A 17,473-nucleotide genomic window follows, 5' to 3' on the forward strand; every position below is an offset into this window, starting at 1 on the left:
ATGAGGCCGTCTGAAAACAAGGAAACCGAACATGAACACACCGCAAATCCTCAGCATCGGAAACTACCTGCAGACAGGTGCCGCCGACGCCGTACGGACTGTGATTTATCACAATGAAGAACGCGAATTGGTGTTGTGGCAGATTCTGCCGCAAGCCCGTCTGCCCGCCCACCGCCACCTTACCGGTACGGACATTTGGGTGGTGTTGCAGGGAGAGGCCGAGCTGACCGACGGTGAAGACAGCGGCCGCATCATCCGCTGCGGCGACTGCGTCGTCAGCACGCCGCAAACGGTTCACGGTGCCGTCAACCGCGGTCAAACCGACTGCGTTCTGGTTTCCACCGCATCGCCCGACATCGGTTACGAGGCCGTCTGAAACGGCCCGATTCACCCTCATTTGACGGCCTGACCGTTCAGGCCGTCTGAAAAAAACAAAACACAAGGAACACCATTATGAAAATCCGAGCGCAAATCGGCATGGTTTTGAATTTGGACAAATGTATCGGCTGCCACACCTGCTCCGTGACCTGCAAAAACGTCTGGACTTCGCGCGACGGCGTGGAATACGCATGGTTCAACAACGTGGAAACCAAGCCCGGTATCGGCTTTCCGAAAAACTGGGAAGATCAGGAAAAATGGAACGGCGGCTGGGTGCGCAAACCCGACGGCAAGCTGGTGCCGAAACAGGGCGGCAAGCTGAAAATCCTCGCCAATATTTTCGCCAACCCGAACATGCCGCAAATCGACGACTACTACGAGCCGTTTACCTACGACTACGAGCATCTGCAAAACGCGCCGAAAATGAAAACGCCGCCGACCGCGCGCCCTGTTTCGGTGTTGACCGGCAAGAAAATGGACAAAGTCGAATGGGGTCCGAACTGGGAAGACGACTTGGGCGGCGAATTTGAAAAACGCGCCAAAGACGTGTTGTTCGAAGGCATCCAAAAAGACATGCACGCCGCATTCGAGCAGACTTTCATGATGTATCTGCCGCGCCTGTGCGAACACTGCCTGAATCCGACCTGTGTGGCGTCCTGCCCGTCAGGCAGTATCTACAAGCGCGAAGACGACGGCATCGTGTTAATCGACCAAGACAAATGCCGCGGCTGGCGCATGTGCGTTTCCGGCTGCCCGTACAAAAAAATCTACTACAACTGGACCAGCGGCAAGGCGGAAAAATGTACCTTCTGCTACCCGCGCATCGAAAGCGGCCAGCCTACCGTCTGTTCGGAAAGCTGCGTCGGCCGCATCCGCTATTTGGGCGTGCTGCTGTATGACGCGGACAAAATCGAACAGGCCGCTTCGGTGGAAAACCCGCAGGATCTGTATGAATCGCAACTGGGCGTGTTCCTGAATCCGAACGACCCCGAAGTGCAACGCCAGGCCTTGGAACAAGGCATCAGCCAAAGCTGGCTCGACGCGGCCAAACGCTCGCCGGTGTACAAAATGGCGATGGAATGGAAAATCGCCTTCCCGCTGCACCCCGAATACCGCACGCTGCCGATGGTTTGGTATGTGCCGCCTTTGTCGCCAATCCAATCGGCCATCGAAAACGGCCTGGTCGGCGAAAACGGCATCATCCCGAGCGTGGACGAAATGCGTATTCCGCTGCGTTATCTGGCCAACCTCTTGACTGCGGGCAAAATCGAGCCGATTAAAGACGCGCTGGAGCGCATGATTGCGATGCGCCGCTTCAAACGTGGCCAGACCGTACACGGCGAAACGCTGGAGCAAACCCTCGACGGCACCGGCCTGACCGCCGCGCAAGTGGAGGAAATGTATCAGGTGATGGCGATTGCCAATTATGAAGACCGCTTCGTGGTTCCGACCAGCCATAAAGAAATGGTGGAGGAAACCTTCAACGAAAAAGGCTGCGGCTTCACCTTCGGCAACGGCTGCTCGGGCGGCGAAAGCAGCGAAAGCCTGTTCGGCAAACGCAAGGCCGCGCCGATTGTGTTCCACGGTTTGCGCAAAGACAGCGAGAAAAACCGCGAAGAAGGAGTGCATTGATGAGCAACCCTTTGGTTTTCAAATGGCTTTCGGCATTGATGTGTTATCCGGAACAGGAGCTGCTTGATGCGCTGCCCGAATTTCAGACGGCCTTGGACGAATGGCCGGAGCTGAGCCCCAAGCGCGAAGCATTGCAGGCTTTTCTGGATTATCTGGGCAACACGCCGCTGCGTACCTTGCAGGAATATTATGTGCTGAATTTCGACCGCAACCGCCATCAGGCACTGTATCTCTTCGAACACGTTTACGGCGAAGACCGCGACCGCGGCAGCGCGATGGTGGATTTGCTTGAAGAATACCGCCGCCACGGTTTTGAGTTGGGCAATGAAGAGCTGCCGGACTACCTGCCTGCGGTGCTGGAGTTTCTGTCGTTTATTCCCGAGGAAGACGCGCAAAAGCTCCTTGCCGATGCCGTCCACGTCATCGCGCACATCGCCCGCAAACTGGATGCCGCGCAATCGCCTTACGCCGCCCTGCTCAACGCCGCCGTTTCGCTGACCCCGGTCGAACCGAAACCTTTGGTCGAGCCGCCGGTGCGCGACATGGACGAAGCCATGGAAATGTTCGGTCCCGACATCGCAGGCGTAGAGCCTTTGTTGAAACCGAGTATCGAAACCGTACAGTTCTACCCCAAGGGCAGCCTTGGCGCACGCCCTTAAAGGAGGATAAATCATGAATACCTTCAATCAATTTTTCTTCGGCATTTACCCGTATATCTGTCTGGCGGTGTTTTTCTTGGGCAGCCTGGTACGCTTCGACCGCGAACAGTATTCGTGGAAAAGCGATTCGAGCCAACTGCTTTACCACGGCCAATTGCGCTTGGGCAGCATTCTGATGCACGTGGGGATTCTGGCGGTGTTTTTCGGCCACCTGTTCGGCCTGCTGACGCCATTGTGGTTTTGGGACTTCATCGGCGTGAGCCACGGTGCGAAACAGGTGTTTGCGATGGTGATGGGCGGCATTTTCGGCGTCATCGCACTCATCGGCCTGATTCTGCTGATTCAACGCCGTTTCAAAATCGACCGCATCAACGCCAACAGCTCATGGCAGGACAAACTGGTCTTGATTTGGCTGCTGGTTACCTTATCGCTCGGCCTGCTGACCATCTTCGTCAGCATGGGGCATCTCGACGGCCACGAAATGGTCAAACTCATGCACTGGGCGCAGCACATCGTGACCTTCCGCGGTGATGCGGCGACTTATCTGGAAGACGTGAATTTCCTGTTCAAGCTGCATATTTTCATGGGCATGACCTTCTTCTTCATCTTCCCGTTCACCCGCATGGTGCACGTTTGGAGCGGCTTTGCCAGCGTGGGCTATTTGGGACGCGCATGGCAGTTGGTGCGCCGCCGTTAATTCTTTTTCAGACGGCCTCCCTTCATCAAGGCCGTCTGAAAACCGAATCCGTATCAAACCATTAAGAAAGGCAGGGGGACAATGGCCTCCGAAACACATAAACGCTACTCCGTGCTGATTTCCAGCACTTTCGCATTCACCGTCTGCTTCATGATTTGGATGATGATGGCGGTGGTGGGCATTCCGGTGAAAAACGAATTGGGCTTGTCCGAAACCGAATTCGGCATTTTGGCAGCCCTGCCGGTATTGTCCGGCTCGCTGATCCGCGTGCCGCTGGGGATTTGGACCGACCGTTACGGCGGCCGCATCGTGATGTTCGCGCTGATGATGCTGAGCGTACCGGCGATTTTCCTGATGCAATACGCCAACCAATACTGGCATTTCCTCATCATCGGCCTGATGATGGGATTGGCCGGCGGCTCGTTTTCGGTCGGTACGCCTTACGTGGCACGCTGGTTTCCGAAAGAACAGCAAGGCTTTGCCATGGGCGTGTTCGGCGCGGGTAACGCCGGTGCCGCCGTCAACAAATTCCTTGCCCCTGCCCTGATTGCTTACGGCACTTGGCATTTCGTACCGACCGTTTACTCGGCGGTGATGCTGGGTACGGCGATTTTGTTCTGGTTCACCAGCTACCACGATCCGAAGCATCTCGTTCCGTCCAACATCAGCCTGAAACAGCAGCTGCTGCTGTTGAAAGATCCGGGCGTGTTGCGTTACAGCCAATATTATTCGGTGGTGTTCGGCGGCTATGTGGGCTTGTCGCTGTGGATGACCAAATACTATATCGACGAATACGGCCTGAGCATTCAGACGGCCGCGTTTCTGGCCGCCTGTTTCTCGCTGCCGGGCGGTGTGCTGCGCGCTTTGGGCGGTTATTTTTCCGACAAATACGGCGCGTATAAAGTCACTTGGGGCGTGATGTGGGTATTGTGGGTATGCTTCTTCATCCTCTCTTATCCGCAAACTGAAATGGTGATTCATACGGCCAAAGGCGCGTTCAACATGAACATCGGCCTGAACGTCACCGTGTTCACCCTGCTGATGTTTACCGCCGGTATCGCGATGGCGGTGGGCAAAGCGTCGGTATTCAAATTCGTCGCCGACGACTATCCCGACAACATCGGCGCGGTTTCCGGCGCGGTCGGCCTGGCCGGCGGCTTGGGCGGCTTCCTGCTGCCGATTATGTTCGGCGCGCTGCTCGACCTCACCGGCATCCGCTCGACCGCATTCATGCTGCTTTATGGCACGGTCTGCATTTCGCTGATTTGGATGCACTTCTCGTTCAAAGGCAAACGCCACGGATAAACCTGAGGCCGTCTGAATGCTTCCATGTGTTTTTTCAGACGGCCTGATTCCCAAACCACCCTTTCAAGGCCGTCTGAAATACTTTGCGGTTTCAGACGGCCTGTTTCAAAACCATCATGAGGAGCAACGCTATGTCGCGTTTGATTCAAGACTGGCGGCCGGAAGACAAGGACTTTTGGCAAAACGGCGGCAAAAAAACCGCTTCCCGCAATTTATGGATTTCCATTCCCGCGCTGATGCTGGCGTTTGCCATCTGGCAGGTGTGGAGCGTGGCGGTCATCAACCTGCCGTCCATCGGTTTCCAATACAATGAAAACCAACTCTTCTGGCTCGCGGCGATGCCGGCTTTGTCGGGCGCGACCTTGCGAATTTTTTATTCGTTTTTGGTGCCGATTTTCGGTGGCCGCCGTTGGACGGCGATTTCCACCGCCAGCCTGCTGCTGCCCGCCATCGGCTTGGGCTTGGCGGTGCAAAACCCCGACACCAGCTACACCACCATGCTGATTCTGGCTTTGCTGTGCGGCTTCGGCGGCGGCAACTTCTCGTCCAGTATGGCCAACATCAGCTTCTTTTATCCGAAAGCGGAAAAAGGCACGGCAATGGGTTTGAACGCCGGCTTGGGCAACCTGGGCGTATCGGTGGCGCAGTTTCTCGTGCCGCTGGTGATTACCGCCGCCTTGTTCGGCAGCTTGGGCGGCGAGCCGCAGACTTGGGTCAAAGACGGCGTGACCAAGCAAATCTGGCTGCAAAACGCAGGCTTCGTGTGGGTACCGTTTATCATCTTGTCGACCGTCGTCGCCTGGTTCGGCATGAACGATCTGGCCAGCGCGAAAGCCAGCTTCAAAGATCAGGCGGTGATTTTCAAACGCAAACACAACTGGATTATGTGCATCATTTATTTGGGCACGTTCGGCTCGTTTTTGGGCTTTGCCGCCGGTTTCCCGCTCCTGACCAAAAGCCAGTTTACCGGCGTCGATCCGGTGAAATACGCCTTTATCGGTCCTTTGGTCGGCGCGCTGGTGCGGCCTTTCGGCGGCTGGCTGTCGGATAAAATCCAAAGCGGCGCGAAAATCACGCAATGGGTGTTTGTCGGCATGATTATCGCCGTGTTCGGCGTGCTGTTCTTCCTGCCTTCAGACGGCCACGGAGGCAATTTCTGGGGGTTCTTCGCCTGCTTCATCGCCCTCTTCGCGCTGACCGGCATCGGCAACGGCTCGACCTTCATGCAGATTCCGATTATCTTCCTGATCCAGCAGCAGCGTTTGGCGGAACAAGGCCTCATCAGCCGCGAACAGGCCTTAATCAATGCCGGTAAGGAAGGCGCGGCGGTGGCCGGTTTCACCGGTGCGTTTGCGGCCTACGGCGGCTTCTTCATCCCGAAAAGCTACGGTACGTCCATCGCGCTGACCGGCAGCGTCAACATGGCTTTATACGGCTTTATCGCGTTTTACGTCATCTGCCTGCTGCTCAACTGGTGGTATTACACCCGCGCCCAAGCAGAAGTGAAATGCTGATTTACCCGTATATTTTCAGACGGCCTCATGCACAGGCCGTCTGAAAATGCTAAGATGGCGGGAAGTATCTGATAAATGAAGCATATGTTTCCCCAAAGACTCTCCACCCGCTTGAAACTGCTCACGCTGCTGTGGCTGATTGCCGCAGCAGTTTCCATTGTTTTGACGCTGGTTCTGTCGTGGCGTTTGGAAGGCGGTGCGGCCGCCATCAACGACACCGGCAGCCTGCGTATGCAGACCTACCGCTTGGGGCTGCTGCTGGAAAGCCGTGCGCCGCAAGCGGAAATCAACCGCTATATCCGCGATTTCGACCAAACCTTGTCAGACCTGAGCAACGGCGTGCCCGAACGCCCGCTGTTCCTGCCCGACGACCGCGATGTCCAGGCCAACCTTGCCTCTTTAAAGCACACTTGGGGCGGCGACATCAAGCCGTGGTTCCAAGCCGTCGGCAACAATCAGTCGGTGTTCGACCGCACCAAAATCCCACCGTTTATCCAATCCATCGATACCTTGGCCAAATCGATTGAACACGTTAACAACCAATACATCAACAAACTGCGGATTTTCCAGCTGATTCTGCTCGGCTTGGTCAGCATCAGCTCCGTCATCATGATTTTCCTGCTTTACCGCTGGATTATCCTGCCGCTCACCCATCTGCAAAACGGCGTAACGGCGATTCACGACGGCCAGTTCGGCAAACAGGTTTCGATTGAGAATCCGACCGAATTTGCCGAAGTCGGTCAGGGTTTCAACCAAATGAGTACCCGCCTGCACAATCTTTATCAGAATCTGGAGCAGGAGGTTGCCGACAAAACCCATGATTTGGCACAAAAAAACCATACGCTGGAAACGCTTTACTATTTCAGCCATCTGTTGAGCCAGGCGCAGACCGTTGCCGAGGCCGCCGAAGGTTTTTTAAACAAAATCATGGATATGGTTCCCGCCGAAGCCGGCAGCATCCGCCTGATCGACTTCCAGCGCAAACGCATGGATTTAATCGCCCACTCCGGCCTGCCCGAAAACCTGCAAACCGCCGAAGCCTGCCGCAAACTGGAAGAATGCACCTGCGGCGAAGCGGTCAGCCAGCCCGGCCGCCAAACGGTCAATTTCTACAAAACACCGCCCAAAAATCACGCATTGGCCGAACCTTTGTGCAGCCAATCCGGTTTCCACTTCCTGCGCGTATTCAAAATCAGCAGCAACGGCGTGGATTTGGGCATGATGACGCTGTATTTCCGCCATGCCGGCGCAAACAAAGGCGACGACCATCTGCTCGAATCGCTCTGCCGGCAATTGGGTATCACCGTCAGCAACCTGCGGCTGGGCATCGAAAACCGCCAGCTTGCCGTTTTGCAGGAGCGCAACCTGATTGCGCAGGGGCTGCATGACAGCATTGCCCAAACCCTGACCTTTTTGAACCTGCAAATCCAAATGCTCGACAAAGCCTTGGACAAATCGGGCTTGAATCAGGATGCCAAAGTCAATGAAAAGCTGCAATTCATCAAAGAAGGCGTGCAGGAATGTTATGAAGACGTGCGCGAATTGCTGTTGAACTTCCGCACCAAAATCACCCATAATGAATTTAATGAAGCGGTCGAGCGTCTCATCGCGCGTTTCCGCCAGCAGACCCAAATCGAGACCGTGACCGACTGGCAGGACGACGGCCCGCTGCTGACCGCCGAGCAGCAATTGCAGTTCATCTTCATTTTGCAGGAAAGCCTGTCGAATATCCGCAAACACGCGCAGGCCACGCGGGTGAACGTTTCGTTTCACAACCACGATGATTTCGAGATGAAAATCGAAGACAACGGCTGCGGCTTCGACACCGCCGATTTGAACGACTTCGCCGAAAACGGCCATGTCGGGCTGAACATCATGTTTGAACGCGCGCAACGCATCCGTGCCGGTTTGAACGTGGCCTCCCGACCCGGCCGAACCGAGATTTCCCTGCTACTACCGAAAAAAGAAAGAATTTTAGAATGAGCACAAGCATAGTTTTGATAGACGATCACACACTGTTCCGGCGCGGCATCAAATCCGTGTTGGGCGAAGCGGATTTCGAAATCATCGGCGAAGCCGAAGACGGCCTGAGCGGCGTGAAGCTGGTCGAGCAGGTTCACCCCGATGTCGTGCTGCTGGATCTGGATATGCCGGTGATGAACGGCCGCGAAGCACTCGGCCAAATCCTCAGCAGCAATCCGTCGCAGAAAGTGGTGATGCTGACCGTATCGGAAGACAGCGACGATTTAATCGAATGCATGAAACTGGGCGCACAGGGATTTCTGTTGAAAAACATTGATGCCGACTTTCTCATCAACGCCATCGCCAAAGCCGCCAACGGCGACAGCGTATTCTCGCCGGAAATGACCGCGCATCTGGTGCAGTCGCTCATCAGCCCGGCGCAGGAAAACACGCCCGATGCGTTGGAATCATTGACCCCGCGCGAATTGGAAACCCTGAAATATCTGGCGGTCGGCCACAGCAACAAAGTCATCGCCAAGCATCTGAACCTGGCCGAATCCACCATCAAGGCTTATGTGCAGAGCATCTTGAGAAAGCTGAATTTAAGCAGCCGCGTGCAGGCGGCGGTTTATGCGATTCAGCACAATTTGGTTTCCGAACCTGAAAAATGACACAAGGCCATCTGAAACGTTCAGACGGCCTTCTTCTTGGCTAAACCATCACATCATCAATAACGTGCCGGAACCGTGCCCATGCGCTGTTTCAGCGACGTTCGCGGCTCGTTGAACAATGACGCATAGTAAACCGCATTGGTCATCACTTTTTTCACATAATCGCGCGTTTCGGTAAACGGAATGGTTTCGGCGTAAATCGCGCCTTCCAACGGTGTCGAAGCCTGCCATCTGCGGGCGCGGTTCGGGCCTGCGTTGTAACCGGCGGTCGCCATCACTTCGTTATCCTGCAGACGGCTTCTGGCATCGGCCATATACCATGTACCCATGCGGATGTTGCCGTCCATCGTATAAAGTTCGCTGCTGCTCATGCCGATTTTTCCGGCGATTTCACGCGCGGTGGCCGGCATCACCTGCATCAGGCCTTGCGCCCCGACATGCGACTGCGCACCCAATACAAAGCGGCTTTCCTGACGGATCAGGCCGTAAACCCATGCCGGATCGACACCGGCCTGGCCGGCATAGCGGATTGTCGTGTCTTTAAACGGCGACAGATAGCGCAGATTGTAGTTCAGCTTATGGTCGGTACGGTCGGCGGTATTAATCGCCATGTCGTAAAACTGGTTGTCATAGGCTACTTGCGCCGCCGTGAGCAAATTGTCCTCGCTGAAGCCGCGCGTGGCATAACGCCATTCCGCCTGTGCCTGACGGCGCATTTTGCCGTCGCCGTTGGCTTGGCTGGTTTTGAACAGCGTCAGCGCGCGGTGAACCGCACCGTCTTTCGCCATGCGGTTGACATCGCTGCGGTCGGCCTGACCGACATTGTTTCGGGTATTGATGCGGCCACCGAGTTCTTCGGTAGCCAGCACCGCATAAAAATTGCGGCCTGAAGCGGCGGCTTGTTCATACAATGATTTGGCACGTGAACCGTTGCCCTGTGCGGCATAACTGCGTGCCAACCAATACTGCCAAGTCGGCGATTTCTGCAGTTTGGCCGGCATGTCTCGAATCACATCGGCCAATTCGCTCCAGCGTTGCAGACGCAAAGCGGCGCGGGCATACCATTCCCATTGCTCGTCGGTCAGTTGCGTGCGGTCGGTCACGCGGTTGTAATAGCCCAATGCGGCAGCCATGTTTTGGGCATAAGCATGATGCTGCCCCAACACCGCCCAGGCAAAGCTGCTTTGCGCACGGCTCAAGCTGCCTTCCATGGCCGACAGGTTTGCCGCAGCCGAAGGCGATTTGCGCGCTTCTTTGCCGATGACCGACAACAAGCCGTATTCCTGCATACCCTGCGCCCCGCTTTCAAACGGGCTGCCCAAAGCGGCGGCCAGATTGCGTGCGTCGGTGATTTGGTTGTTGCTCAACAAACCGCGAACGCGCCGCCAAGCGTCATCGGATTTCAGACGGCCTGATGCGGCAGCGGCCTGCACCAACAGCGTACACCCCTGCGGCAGGCGCGCAGTTTCACGCACCAATTCGGCGGCTTTGCCGTAATTGCCGCTGCTCAAATCGGCATAACATGCCACTTCCTGCGAACGGCCGGCCGCTTCAAGCTTTTTGTATTCCTGCTCAAACAGCGTCCATTGCGCACGCGCGCCCAGGCTTTTCAGCCATTCGTTGCGCACGTTTTCCGCCATCGCACTGTTGCCCGCTTGCGCCAGATATTGCTGCGCCCACGCATCGTCGCCGTTTTTGGCCGCGTTCAACGCGCTTTCGTATTGGCTGAAATCGGATAAGATTTTCGACTGGCTGTCGGCGCGGCGTGAAGGAATCGAAGCCGGCGCGCGGCTTTCCGCCTGAGGTTCGCGGGTTACGGTCGGTTTGTTCTGAGAAGCGCAGGCGGCCAAAACGGCCAATGCCAATGCGCTGAGCGAAAAGAAAAGTGTGCGTTGCAAATTCATATCGTCTTTCTTCAGTTGTTTTTTATCGTCATTTCAATTTCAGTCCGGCAAAACAGCGGCGGCAGAGTCCGTACAGGCAGCCGGCCTGACAAAACGGTTCTTTGGGTCATCCGCCGGGCCGACGCCTGATTTGAGAAACCCGCTGTCCCGGCATGGCGTCACATTCTAAATGATTTGTACCGGATAGCCGAATCGAAAACCGATATTTACACTTTTTGCCACACGGCACGCCACAATGCCGAGGCCGTCTGAAAAGTTTTGATTTTTCAGACGGCCTGTCATCAAACAGCCGAATCCGTCACATACAGCCTTCGTTTTGGCACAAGGTAAACAGCGGCACGCCCGCCTCGCGGATTTTGCGGCCGCCGGTCAAATCGGTGAATTCCAAAATCGCCGCCGCTTCAATCACTTCGCCGCCCAACTTGCGGATGAGTTCGACACCGGCCAGCATGGTTCCGCCGGTTGCCACCAAATCATCGACCAGCAGCACGCGCGCACCCGATTTCACCGCATCGGTGTGGATTTCCACCGTCGCCTCGCCGTATTCCAGCGCATAGCTTTGCGACACGGTGTCAAACGGCAGCTTGCCTTTTTTGCGGATCGGCACGAAGCCTACGTTCAACTGATACGCCAAAGCCGCACCGATGATGAAGCCGCGCGCGTCCAAGCCGGCCACCACATCGATTTTCTGCCCCATATAGCGGTAAACCAGCAAATCCACCAGCAGGCGGAAATATTCCGCGCTTTGCAACACCGGCGTAATATCATGAAACAAAATGCCTTTTTGCGGCCAGTTTTCGATTTTGCGGATTTTCTCCGCCAGCGCGTCCACGCCCATTACTTCAGGATGAATCAACATAATCTGTCTTCCGATACCGAATATTTTTTAACATCATATTGTAACAAATTTATGCCGCCGATGTTGGAACCGCGAATGCTGTACGCCTTCAGATTCAGATGCGGTTTTTAAAGCGCCGGGCAGGACGCACAGACATCGTCATGATTCAGACAGATCAACATCCGCAAAGCGCGCCGGAAATAGGAATTGCGCAGAAGTCTCAGGCCGTCTGAAAAGCCAAATCCGCCTTATGCTGTGTTATAATTTCCCGAAAATATCTTCACGGCAACCGACTATGCAGAACAACAAAAAAGGTAATATTTTCATCATTTCCGCCGCTTCCGGCACCGGGAAAACCACCTTGGTCTCGCGCCTGCTGAAAAACAACAGCGATTTGCGCGTTTCCGTTTCCCACACCACCCGTCAGCCGCGCGAAGGCGAGCAACACGGCGTGCATTATCATTTTGTCCCCAAAGAAGAATTCGAGTCGCTGATTGCGCAAAAAGCCTTTTTGGAACACGCCGACGTGTTCGGCAATTACTACGGCACGAGCATCGCCGGAGTAAACCGTCTGACCGAACAGGGCTTTGACGTGATTTTGGAAATCGACGTTCAGGGTGCGGAACAGGTTCGCAACATCCTGCCCGAAGCCAGCAGCATTTTCATTCTGCCGCCCTCCTTTGAAATCTTGGCAGGCCGTCTGAAAGGCCGCGCGACCGACAGCGAGGAAGTCATCGCCACCCGCCTGGCCAAAGCGCGCCACGAAATCGAGCAGTCGGTGCATTTCGATTATGTGGTCGTCAACGATGATTTAAACACCGCCGAAGCCGACCTGCTCCACATCATCAAAGCAGGCCGTCTGAAAAAATCCGCCCAACAAGGTTTTATTACAAACCTGTTGGAAAATTCTTAAAAAACAGCGAAAATACGCCATCCGATTCATTTTATTTGAAAGAAAGCAAACAACATGGCCCGTATCACCACCGAAGACTGCACCCCGAAAATCCCCAACCATTTCGATTTGACCCTTGTCGCCGCCCGCCGTGCGCGCCAACTGGAAAACGGCAACCAGCCTTTGGTCGACGACATCCGCAACAACAAACCGACCGTAACCGCCCTGCGCGAAATCGCCGCCGGCCAAATCGGTACGGAACTGCTGTCGCGCAACAAATAAACGCCCGCGCTGCCGCGTTTTCCGAATACACAAACAACCGTATCCCTGCGGTGCGGTTGTTTGATTCGTTTGATTTGACAGACAAGCAAAACCCTGACCGCATCCCCATAACCATAATATTTAACGCTTCCCGAACCGCTCCGTCCGATACCGTCAAGTTTCCCATTCATAAAGAGGCCGTCTGAAAATGCCAGCCCCACTACCTACCGCCCCATACGATACACTGACCGCCGAAGCCCGAGAATTATTGTTTCAGACGGCCTCGTATCTCAACGCAAAAGAACAGGAACAGCTTGAAAAAGCCGTGGCCTACGCTTTTCACGCCCACGACGGACAAACCCGAAAAAGCGGCGAACCCTACATTACCCACCCGATTGCCGTCGCCACCCAATTGGCGGTTTGGCACATGGATGTTCAGGGTTTGTGCGCCGGCGTCATGCACGACGTTTTGGAAGACACGGGCGTTTCCAAACTGGAAATGGCGGCAGAATTCGGCGAGACCATCGCCGAAATGGTCGATGGCCTGTCCAAGTTGGAAAAACTCAAATTCGAAGACCATGCCGAACATCAGGCGGAAAGTTTCCGCAAGCTGATTCTCGCCATGACCAAAGACGTGCGCGTGATTATCGTCAAACTTTCAGACCGCCTGCACAATATGCGCACGCTCGGTTCGATGCGTCCTGAAAAACGCCGCCGCATCGCCAAAGAAACCCTCGACATCTACGCCCAAATCGCCAACCGCATCGGCCTGAACAACGCCTATCAGGAACTGCAAGATTTATCCTTCCAAAACCTGCATCCGAAGCGTTACGAAACGCTGCAAAAAGCGATGGACAACAGCCGCAAAAACCGCCGCGACGTAGTCGGCAAAGTTTTGCGTGCGTTCGGCCAGCGTCTGGTCGATGCCAATATCGAAGCCAAAATCAAAGGCCGCGAAAAAAACCTCTACAGCATTCATCAGAAAATGCTGCAAAAGAAACTGCGTTTCGCCGACGTGATGGACATTTACGCTTTCCGCGTCATCGTCAACAGCGTACCCGCCTGCTATGCCGCACTGGGCGCGCTGCACAATCTCTACCAACCCAAACCCGGCCGCTTCAAAGACTACATCGCCATTCCGAAAAGCAACGGCTACCAAAGCCTGCATACCACGCTGGTCGGCCCCTACGGCCTACCGATCGAAGTACAGATCCGCACCCGCGAAATGGATGCCGTGGCCGAGGGCGGCGTGGCCGGACACTGGATTTACAAGTCCGGCGAAAACACCGTCGACCAAGCCATGCTCCACACCAACCAGTGGCTCAAAAACATTCTCGACCTGCAGGCCAGCAGCGCGAATGCGATTGAATTTTTGGAACACGTCAAAGTCGATTTATTCCCGAACGAAGTCTACATCCTGACCCCGAAAGGCAAAATCCTCACCCTGCCCAAAGGCTCTACTCCGATTGACTTCGCCTACGCCGTACACACCGACATCGGCCACAAAACCGTCGCCGCCCGCGTCAACAACACCATGATGCCGCTGCGCACCAAGCTGAAAACCGGCGATTCGGTCGAAATCATCACATCGGAACACGCCAAACCCAATCCGGCATGGCTGAATTTTGCCGTTTCCAGCCGCGCCCGCAGCGCCATCCGCCAATACATCAAAACCATGAACCGCCACGATGCGGTTGTATTGGGCGAAAACCTGCTGCAAAAAGCCCTGTCCAGCCTGTTGCCGAAAGACGTTTTGATTTCAGACGACCTCAAAGAAAAATATTTGAACGATTTGAGCGACAAAAAAACCTCGTTCGAAGAAGTGTTGTACAACGTCGGCATGGGCAACACCCAGCCCGTTTCCGTGGCCATGCACATCGCCGAGCTTGCCGGAGAACATTTCGGCAGCGAGGTCAAACTCAGCCCGATTAAAGTCAACGGCCAAGAAACCGGCCGCGTGCACCTGGCCGAATGCTGCCACCCCGTCGCCGGCGATGCCGTCCGCGCCCTACTGGTGCAGGGCAAAGGCATGATTATCCACCGCGACACCTGCAGCGTGCTGCTCAAATCCGACCCCGAGCAGCAGCTCGACGCCGGCTGGGACAGCCTGAACAACCAAAGCTACCGCTTAAGCCTCAACATCCAATCGGAAGACACCCGCGGCCTGCTCGCCCTGATGGCGCAGGCGATTTCCGGCTCGGGCGCCGACATCGAATCGGTCAACACCCCGTCGTCCAACCGCGCGGGCAGCGAAGGCTTTGTCGAATTCGGTTTCATCATCAAAGCAAAAGATTTGGCGCAAGTTAACGAAATCATCCACAAGCTGCACGCCATCCCGCAGGTGCGCAAAGTGATTCGCGGCTGATGCCGATACTTGCCTGACCCAAAGGCCGTCTGAAGATGTCAGCGAGATCCGCTGTATCCGTTTTCAGACGGCCTTTTCACAAACTGTCCGCAATCTGCCCGATAAAGTTTTATTTCTCCCGCAGCAACTTTGTCCGCGGCCGCAATCCTTATCTTTGCTTGACAGCCGAAGCCGAACTGTAAGATAATCGCGAAATTATTTTTCCGCCTTTTGCCTGTTTTTCAAAAGGCCGCTATCCGGCAACAAGCCGAACCCGTTAGGAGGTGATGTTCACATCACGGCGCGTATCCCGCCCGCTTTACTTTAAGCACCAGCGATACACTCGAAACCCATTATCAAGGCCGTCTGAAAACGAACGCAGTGAGTTTCTGCGAAGCTAAAACGAACGCAGTGAGTTTCTGCGAAGCTAAATCCAGCCTATCCTTTCAGACCGCCGCAAACCGAAATTTTAAAGGAAACAAAATGCCTGCAATCCGTGTAAAAGAGAATGAACCGTTTGAAGTTGCCATGCGCCGTTTCAAACGCGCCGTAGAAAAAACCGGTCTGTTGACCGAACTGCGCGCCCGCGAAGCGTACGAAAAACCGACAACCGAGCGCAAACGCAAAAAAGCGGCCGCTGCCAAACGCCTGCAAAAACGCCTGCGCAGCCAACAACTGCCGCCGAAAATGTACTGATTTGCAGCCTGTTGCCGCATTGAAACCAAAAACACCGCCAAGCCTTGTGCTGACGGTGTTTTTGTTTTGGTAATCCGTTATAATACCGCCATCTTAGGCCGTCTGAACCCCACGGAGAACATCATGACCCTGAAAACCCAAATCAACGAAGACATGAAAACCGCGATGAAAGCCAAAGACCAACTGTCTTTGAGCACCATCCGCCTGATTAACGCCGCCATCAAGCAATACGAAGTCGATGAACGCGCCGAAGCCGACGACACCAAAATTACCGCCATTCTGACCAAAATGGTCAAACAGCGCAAAGACAGCGCGAAAATCTACACCGAAGCCGGACGCACCGACCTGGCCGAAAAAGAAGCTGCCGAAATCGAAGTGCTCAACCGCTACCTGCCCGAGCGCATCAGCGATGAAGAAATCAAGACCGCCGTCGATACCGTCATTACCATGACCGGTGCCACCGGCATGGCCGACATGGGCAAAGTGATGGGCGTGTTGAAAACCCAATTGGGCGACAAAGCCGATATGGCCGACGTCAACCGAATTTTGAAAGAAGCGTTGACTGCAAAATAAACGTTCGACAGCCGTCTGAAAAACTGCATCGGAAAGCTTGGCATGAACCATCGTTTCCGATGCAGTTTGTTTTTCAGACGGCCTAATTCCATCCTAACTTTCCCTGTGTATCATGCCATCATAAAAAATATAGTGAAATATAGCCGTTTAGAATAGAGATCAGACAAGGCGGCAAGCCGCAGACAGTATGGCAAGGCACAGCCGACAAAGTAGATTTCTTTTTTGATTCACTATAATTTCATTTTTCCTAAGACTTTGCGTTAAAAAGGAAATACATCTTCGGTATCATGTGAAAGATTGTTTGAAAGAGATTTGATGGATATTTTATTGCTGTTAAAAGCCCTGATTTTGGGCATTGTCGAAGGTCTGACCGAGTTTTTGCCGATTTCGAGCACCGGCCATTTGATTGTGGTCGGCGATTTGCTGAATTTCCACAGCAACGGCAAAGTGTTTGAAATTGCCATTCAATTGGGTGCGGTATTGGCGGTGATTTTCGAATACCGCCAACGTTTCGGCAACATCATCCGCGGCATCGGCAAAGAGCGTGCAGCCAACCGCTTTGTGCTGAACTTGGCCGTGGCGTTTGTGCCGGCTGCGGTGGTCGGCGTATTATTCAGCTCGGAAATCAAACAGTATCTGTTTAACCCGATTACCGTAGCCACTATGCTGGTATTGGGCGGTTTTTTTATTTTGTGGGTGGAGAAGCGTCAGCAAAGCCGTGTGCCGAAAGTAACGAATGTTGACGACATGCGCCCGATTGACGCGTTTGTGGTCGGTTGTGCGCAGATTTGTGCATTGGTGCCGGGGACTTCGCGTTCGGGCAGCACCATCATGGGCGGTATGCTGTGGGGATTGGAGCGCAAAGTCGCCACCGAATTTTCGTTCTTTTTGGCCGTGCCGATGATGGTTGCGGCAACTTCCTACGATATTTTGAAACACTACAAACTTTTCACCCTGCAAGACATCGGCTTGATTGCCGTCGGTTTTGTCGCTGCATTCTTGGCCGGTCTGCTGGCCGTGAAAGCCCTGCTGAAATTTGTGGCAACGAAAAACTATGTGCCGTTTGCCTATTACCGCATTGTTTTCGGCGGCCTGATTCTGCTGACTTGGGCGATGGGTTGGGTGCAATGGGCTGAATAAATCGGAT

Annotated in this window: 16 protein-coding genes; 14 read left to right on the plus strand and 2 right to left on the minus strand. The window is 54.6% G+C overall.

The features are described from left to right. Positions 1 to 31 precede the first annotated feature (31 nt). The 8 genes from ACM67E_RS09065 to ACM67E_RS09100 all read left to right on the plus strand — a co-directional run bounded on the left by ACM67E_RS09065 (position 32) and on the right by ACM67E_RS09100 (position 8,818). The gene (locus ACM67E_RS09065; RefSeq protein ID WP_416191127.1) at positions 32 to 376 is read left to right on the plus strand and encodes a cupin domain-containing protein; all 345 of its coding nucleotides are present in this window, start codon (positions 32 to 34) and stop codon (positions 374 to 376) included. A 77-nt stretch (positions 377 to 453) separates the two neighbouring features. Next, positions 454 to 2,010, plus strand: coding sequence for a nitrate reductase subunit beta (narH, locus tag ACM67E_RS09070; RefSeq protein WP_416191128.1), 1,557 nt, complete (start codon positions 454 to 456; stop codon positions 2,008 to 2,010). Next, positions 2,010 to 2,669 (plus strand): nitrate reductase molybdenum cofactor assembly chaperone, encoded by a 660-nt coding sequence (gene narJ / locus ACM67E_RS09075; RefSeq protein WP_416191129.1) that lies wholly within the window; start codon positions 2,010 to 2,012, stop codon positions 2,667 to 2,669. The genes narH and narJ overlap by 1 nt, the downstream gene beginning before the upstream one ends. Positions 2,670 to 2,682: 13 nt before the next feature. Continuing rightward, positions 2,683 to 3,366 (plus strand): respiratory nitrate reductase subunit gamma, encoded by a 684-nt coding sequence (narI, locus tag ACM67E_RS09080; protein WP_416191130.1) that lies wholly within the window; start codon positions 2,683 to 2,685, stop codon positions 3,364 to 3,366. An 81-nt stretch (positions 3,367 to 3,447) separates the two neighbouring features. Beyond that, complete coding sequence (locus tag ACM67E_RS09085; RefSeq protein WP_416191131.1) at positions 3,448 to 4,671, plus strand: MFS transporter; 1,224 nt, start codon at positions 3,448 to 3,450, stop codon at positions 4,669 to 4,671. Positions 4,672 to 4,802: 131 nt separating this feature from the next. Beyond that, on the plus strand, positions 4,803 to 6,185 hold the full coding sequence (locus ACM67E_RS09090) for a NarK family nitrate/nitrite MFS transporter (RefSeq protein WP_416191132.1): 1,383 nt from the start codon (positions 4,803 to 4,805) through the stop codon (positions 6,183 to 6,185). An 84-nt stretch (positions 6,186 to 6,269) separates the two neighbouring features. Continuing rightward, entirely contained in the window at positions 6,270 to 8,168 is a 1,899-nt protein-coding gene (locus ACM67E_RS09095; RefSeq protein ID WP_416191133.1) for a type IV pili methyl-accepting chemotaxis transducer N-terminal domain-containing protein, read from the plus strand. Further along, complete coding sequence (locus ACM67E_RS09100) at positions 8,165 to 8,818, plus strand: response regulator (protein ID WP_416191134.1); 654 nt, start codon at positions 8,165 to 8,167, stop codon at positions 8,816 to 8,818. The genes ACM67E_RS09095 and ACM67E_RS09100 overlap by 4 nt, the downstream gene beginning before the upstream one ends. A gap of 56 nt (positions 8,819 to 8,874) precedes the next feature. Here ACM67E_RS09100 and ACM67E_RS09105 read toward each other — a convergent pair whose 3' ends face one another. Next, complete coding sequence (locus ACM67E_RS09105; RefSeq protein ID WP_416191135.1) at positions 8,875 to 10,722, minus strand: transglycosylase SLT domain-containing protein; 1,848 nt, start codon at positions 10,720 to 10,722, stop codon at positions 8,875 to 8,877. A gap of 298 nt (positions 10,723 to 11,020) precedes the next feature. Next, positions 11,021 to 11,581 carry an adenine phosphoribosyltransferase gene (locus ACM67E_RS09110; RefSeq protein WP_416191136.1) on the minus strand — a complete coding sequence of 187 codons (561 nt, stop codon included), beginning with the start codon at positions 11,579 to 11,581 and terminating at the stop codon, positions 11,021 to 11,023. Between the two features lie 274 nt (positions 11,582 to 11,855). Between ACM67E_RS09110 and gmk the strand changes: the two genes are divergently transcribed. The 6 genes from gmk (at position 11,856) to ACM67E_RS09140 (ending at position 17,466) form a co-directional block, all read left to right on the plus strand. Next, entirely contained in the window at positions 11,856 to 12,473 is a 618-nt protein-coding gene (gene gmk, locus ACM67E_RS09115) for a guanylate kinase (RefSeq protein WP_416191137.1), read from the plus strand. Between the two features lie 54 nt (positions 12,474 to 12,527). Next, positions 12,528 to 12,734 carry a DNA-directed RNA polymerase subunit omega gene (gene rpoZ / locus ACM67E_RS09120; protein WP_416191138.1) on the plus strand — a complete coding sequence of 69 codons (207 nt, stop codon included), beginning with the start codon at positions 12,528 to 12,530 and terminating at the stop codon, positions 12,732 to 12,734. A gap of 187 nt (positions 12,735 to 12,921) precedes the next feature. Continuing rightward, a complete protein-coding gene (locus ACM67E_RS09125) occupies positions 12,922 to 15,078 on the plus strand; it encodes a RelA/SpoT family protein (protein ID WP_416191139.1) in 2,157 nt (718 codons plus the stop codon). A gap of 462 nt (positions 15,079 to 15,540) precedes the next feature. Next, positions 15,541 to 15,753 (plus strand): 30S ribosomal protein S21, encoded by a 213-nt coding sequence (gene rpsU, locus ACM67E_RS09130; RefSeq protein WP_003680926.1) that lies wholly within the window; start codon positions 15,541 to 15,543, stop codon positions 15,751 to 15,753. A 123-nt stretch (positions 15,754 to 15,876) separates the two neighbouring features. Next, positions 15,877 to 16,326 (plus strand): GatB/YqeY domain-containing protein, encoded by a 450-nt coding sequence (locus ACM67E_RS09135; RefSeq protein WP_416191140.1) that lies wholly within the window; start codon positions 15,877 to 15,879, stop codon positions 16,324 to 16,326. 315 nt (positions 16,327 to 16,641) lie between these two features. After that, positions 16,642 to 17,466 carry an undecaprenyl-diphosphate phosphatase gene (locus ACM67E_RS09140; RefSeq protein ID WP_416191141.1) on the plus strand — a complete coding sequence of 275 codons (825 nt, stop codon included), beginning with the start codon at positions 16,642 to 16,644 and terminating at the stop codon, positions 17,464 to 17,466. Positions 17,467 to 17,473 lie beyond the last annotated feature (7 nt).

Origin of the sequence: Neisseria sp. CCUG12390, from assembly GCF_047837985.1 — a bacterium.
Classification (GTDB): domain Bacteria; phylum Pseudomonadota; class Gammaproteobacteria; order Burkholderiales; family Neisseriaceae; genus Neisseria.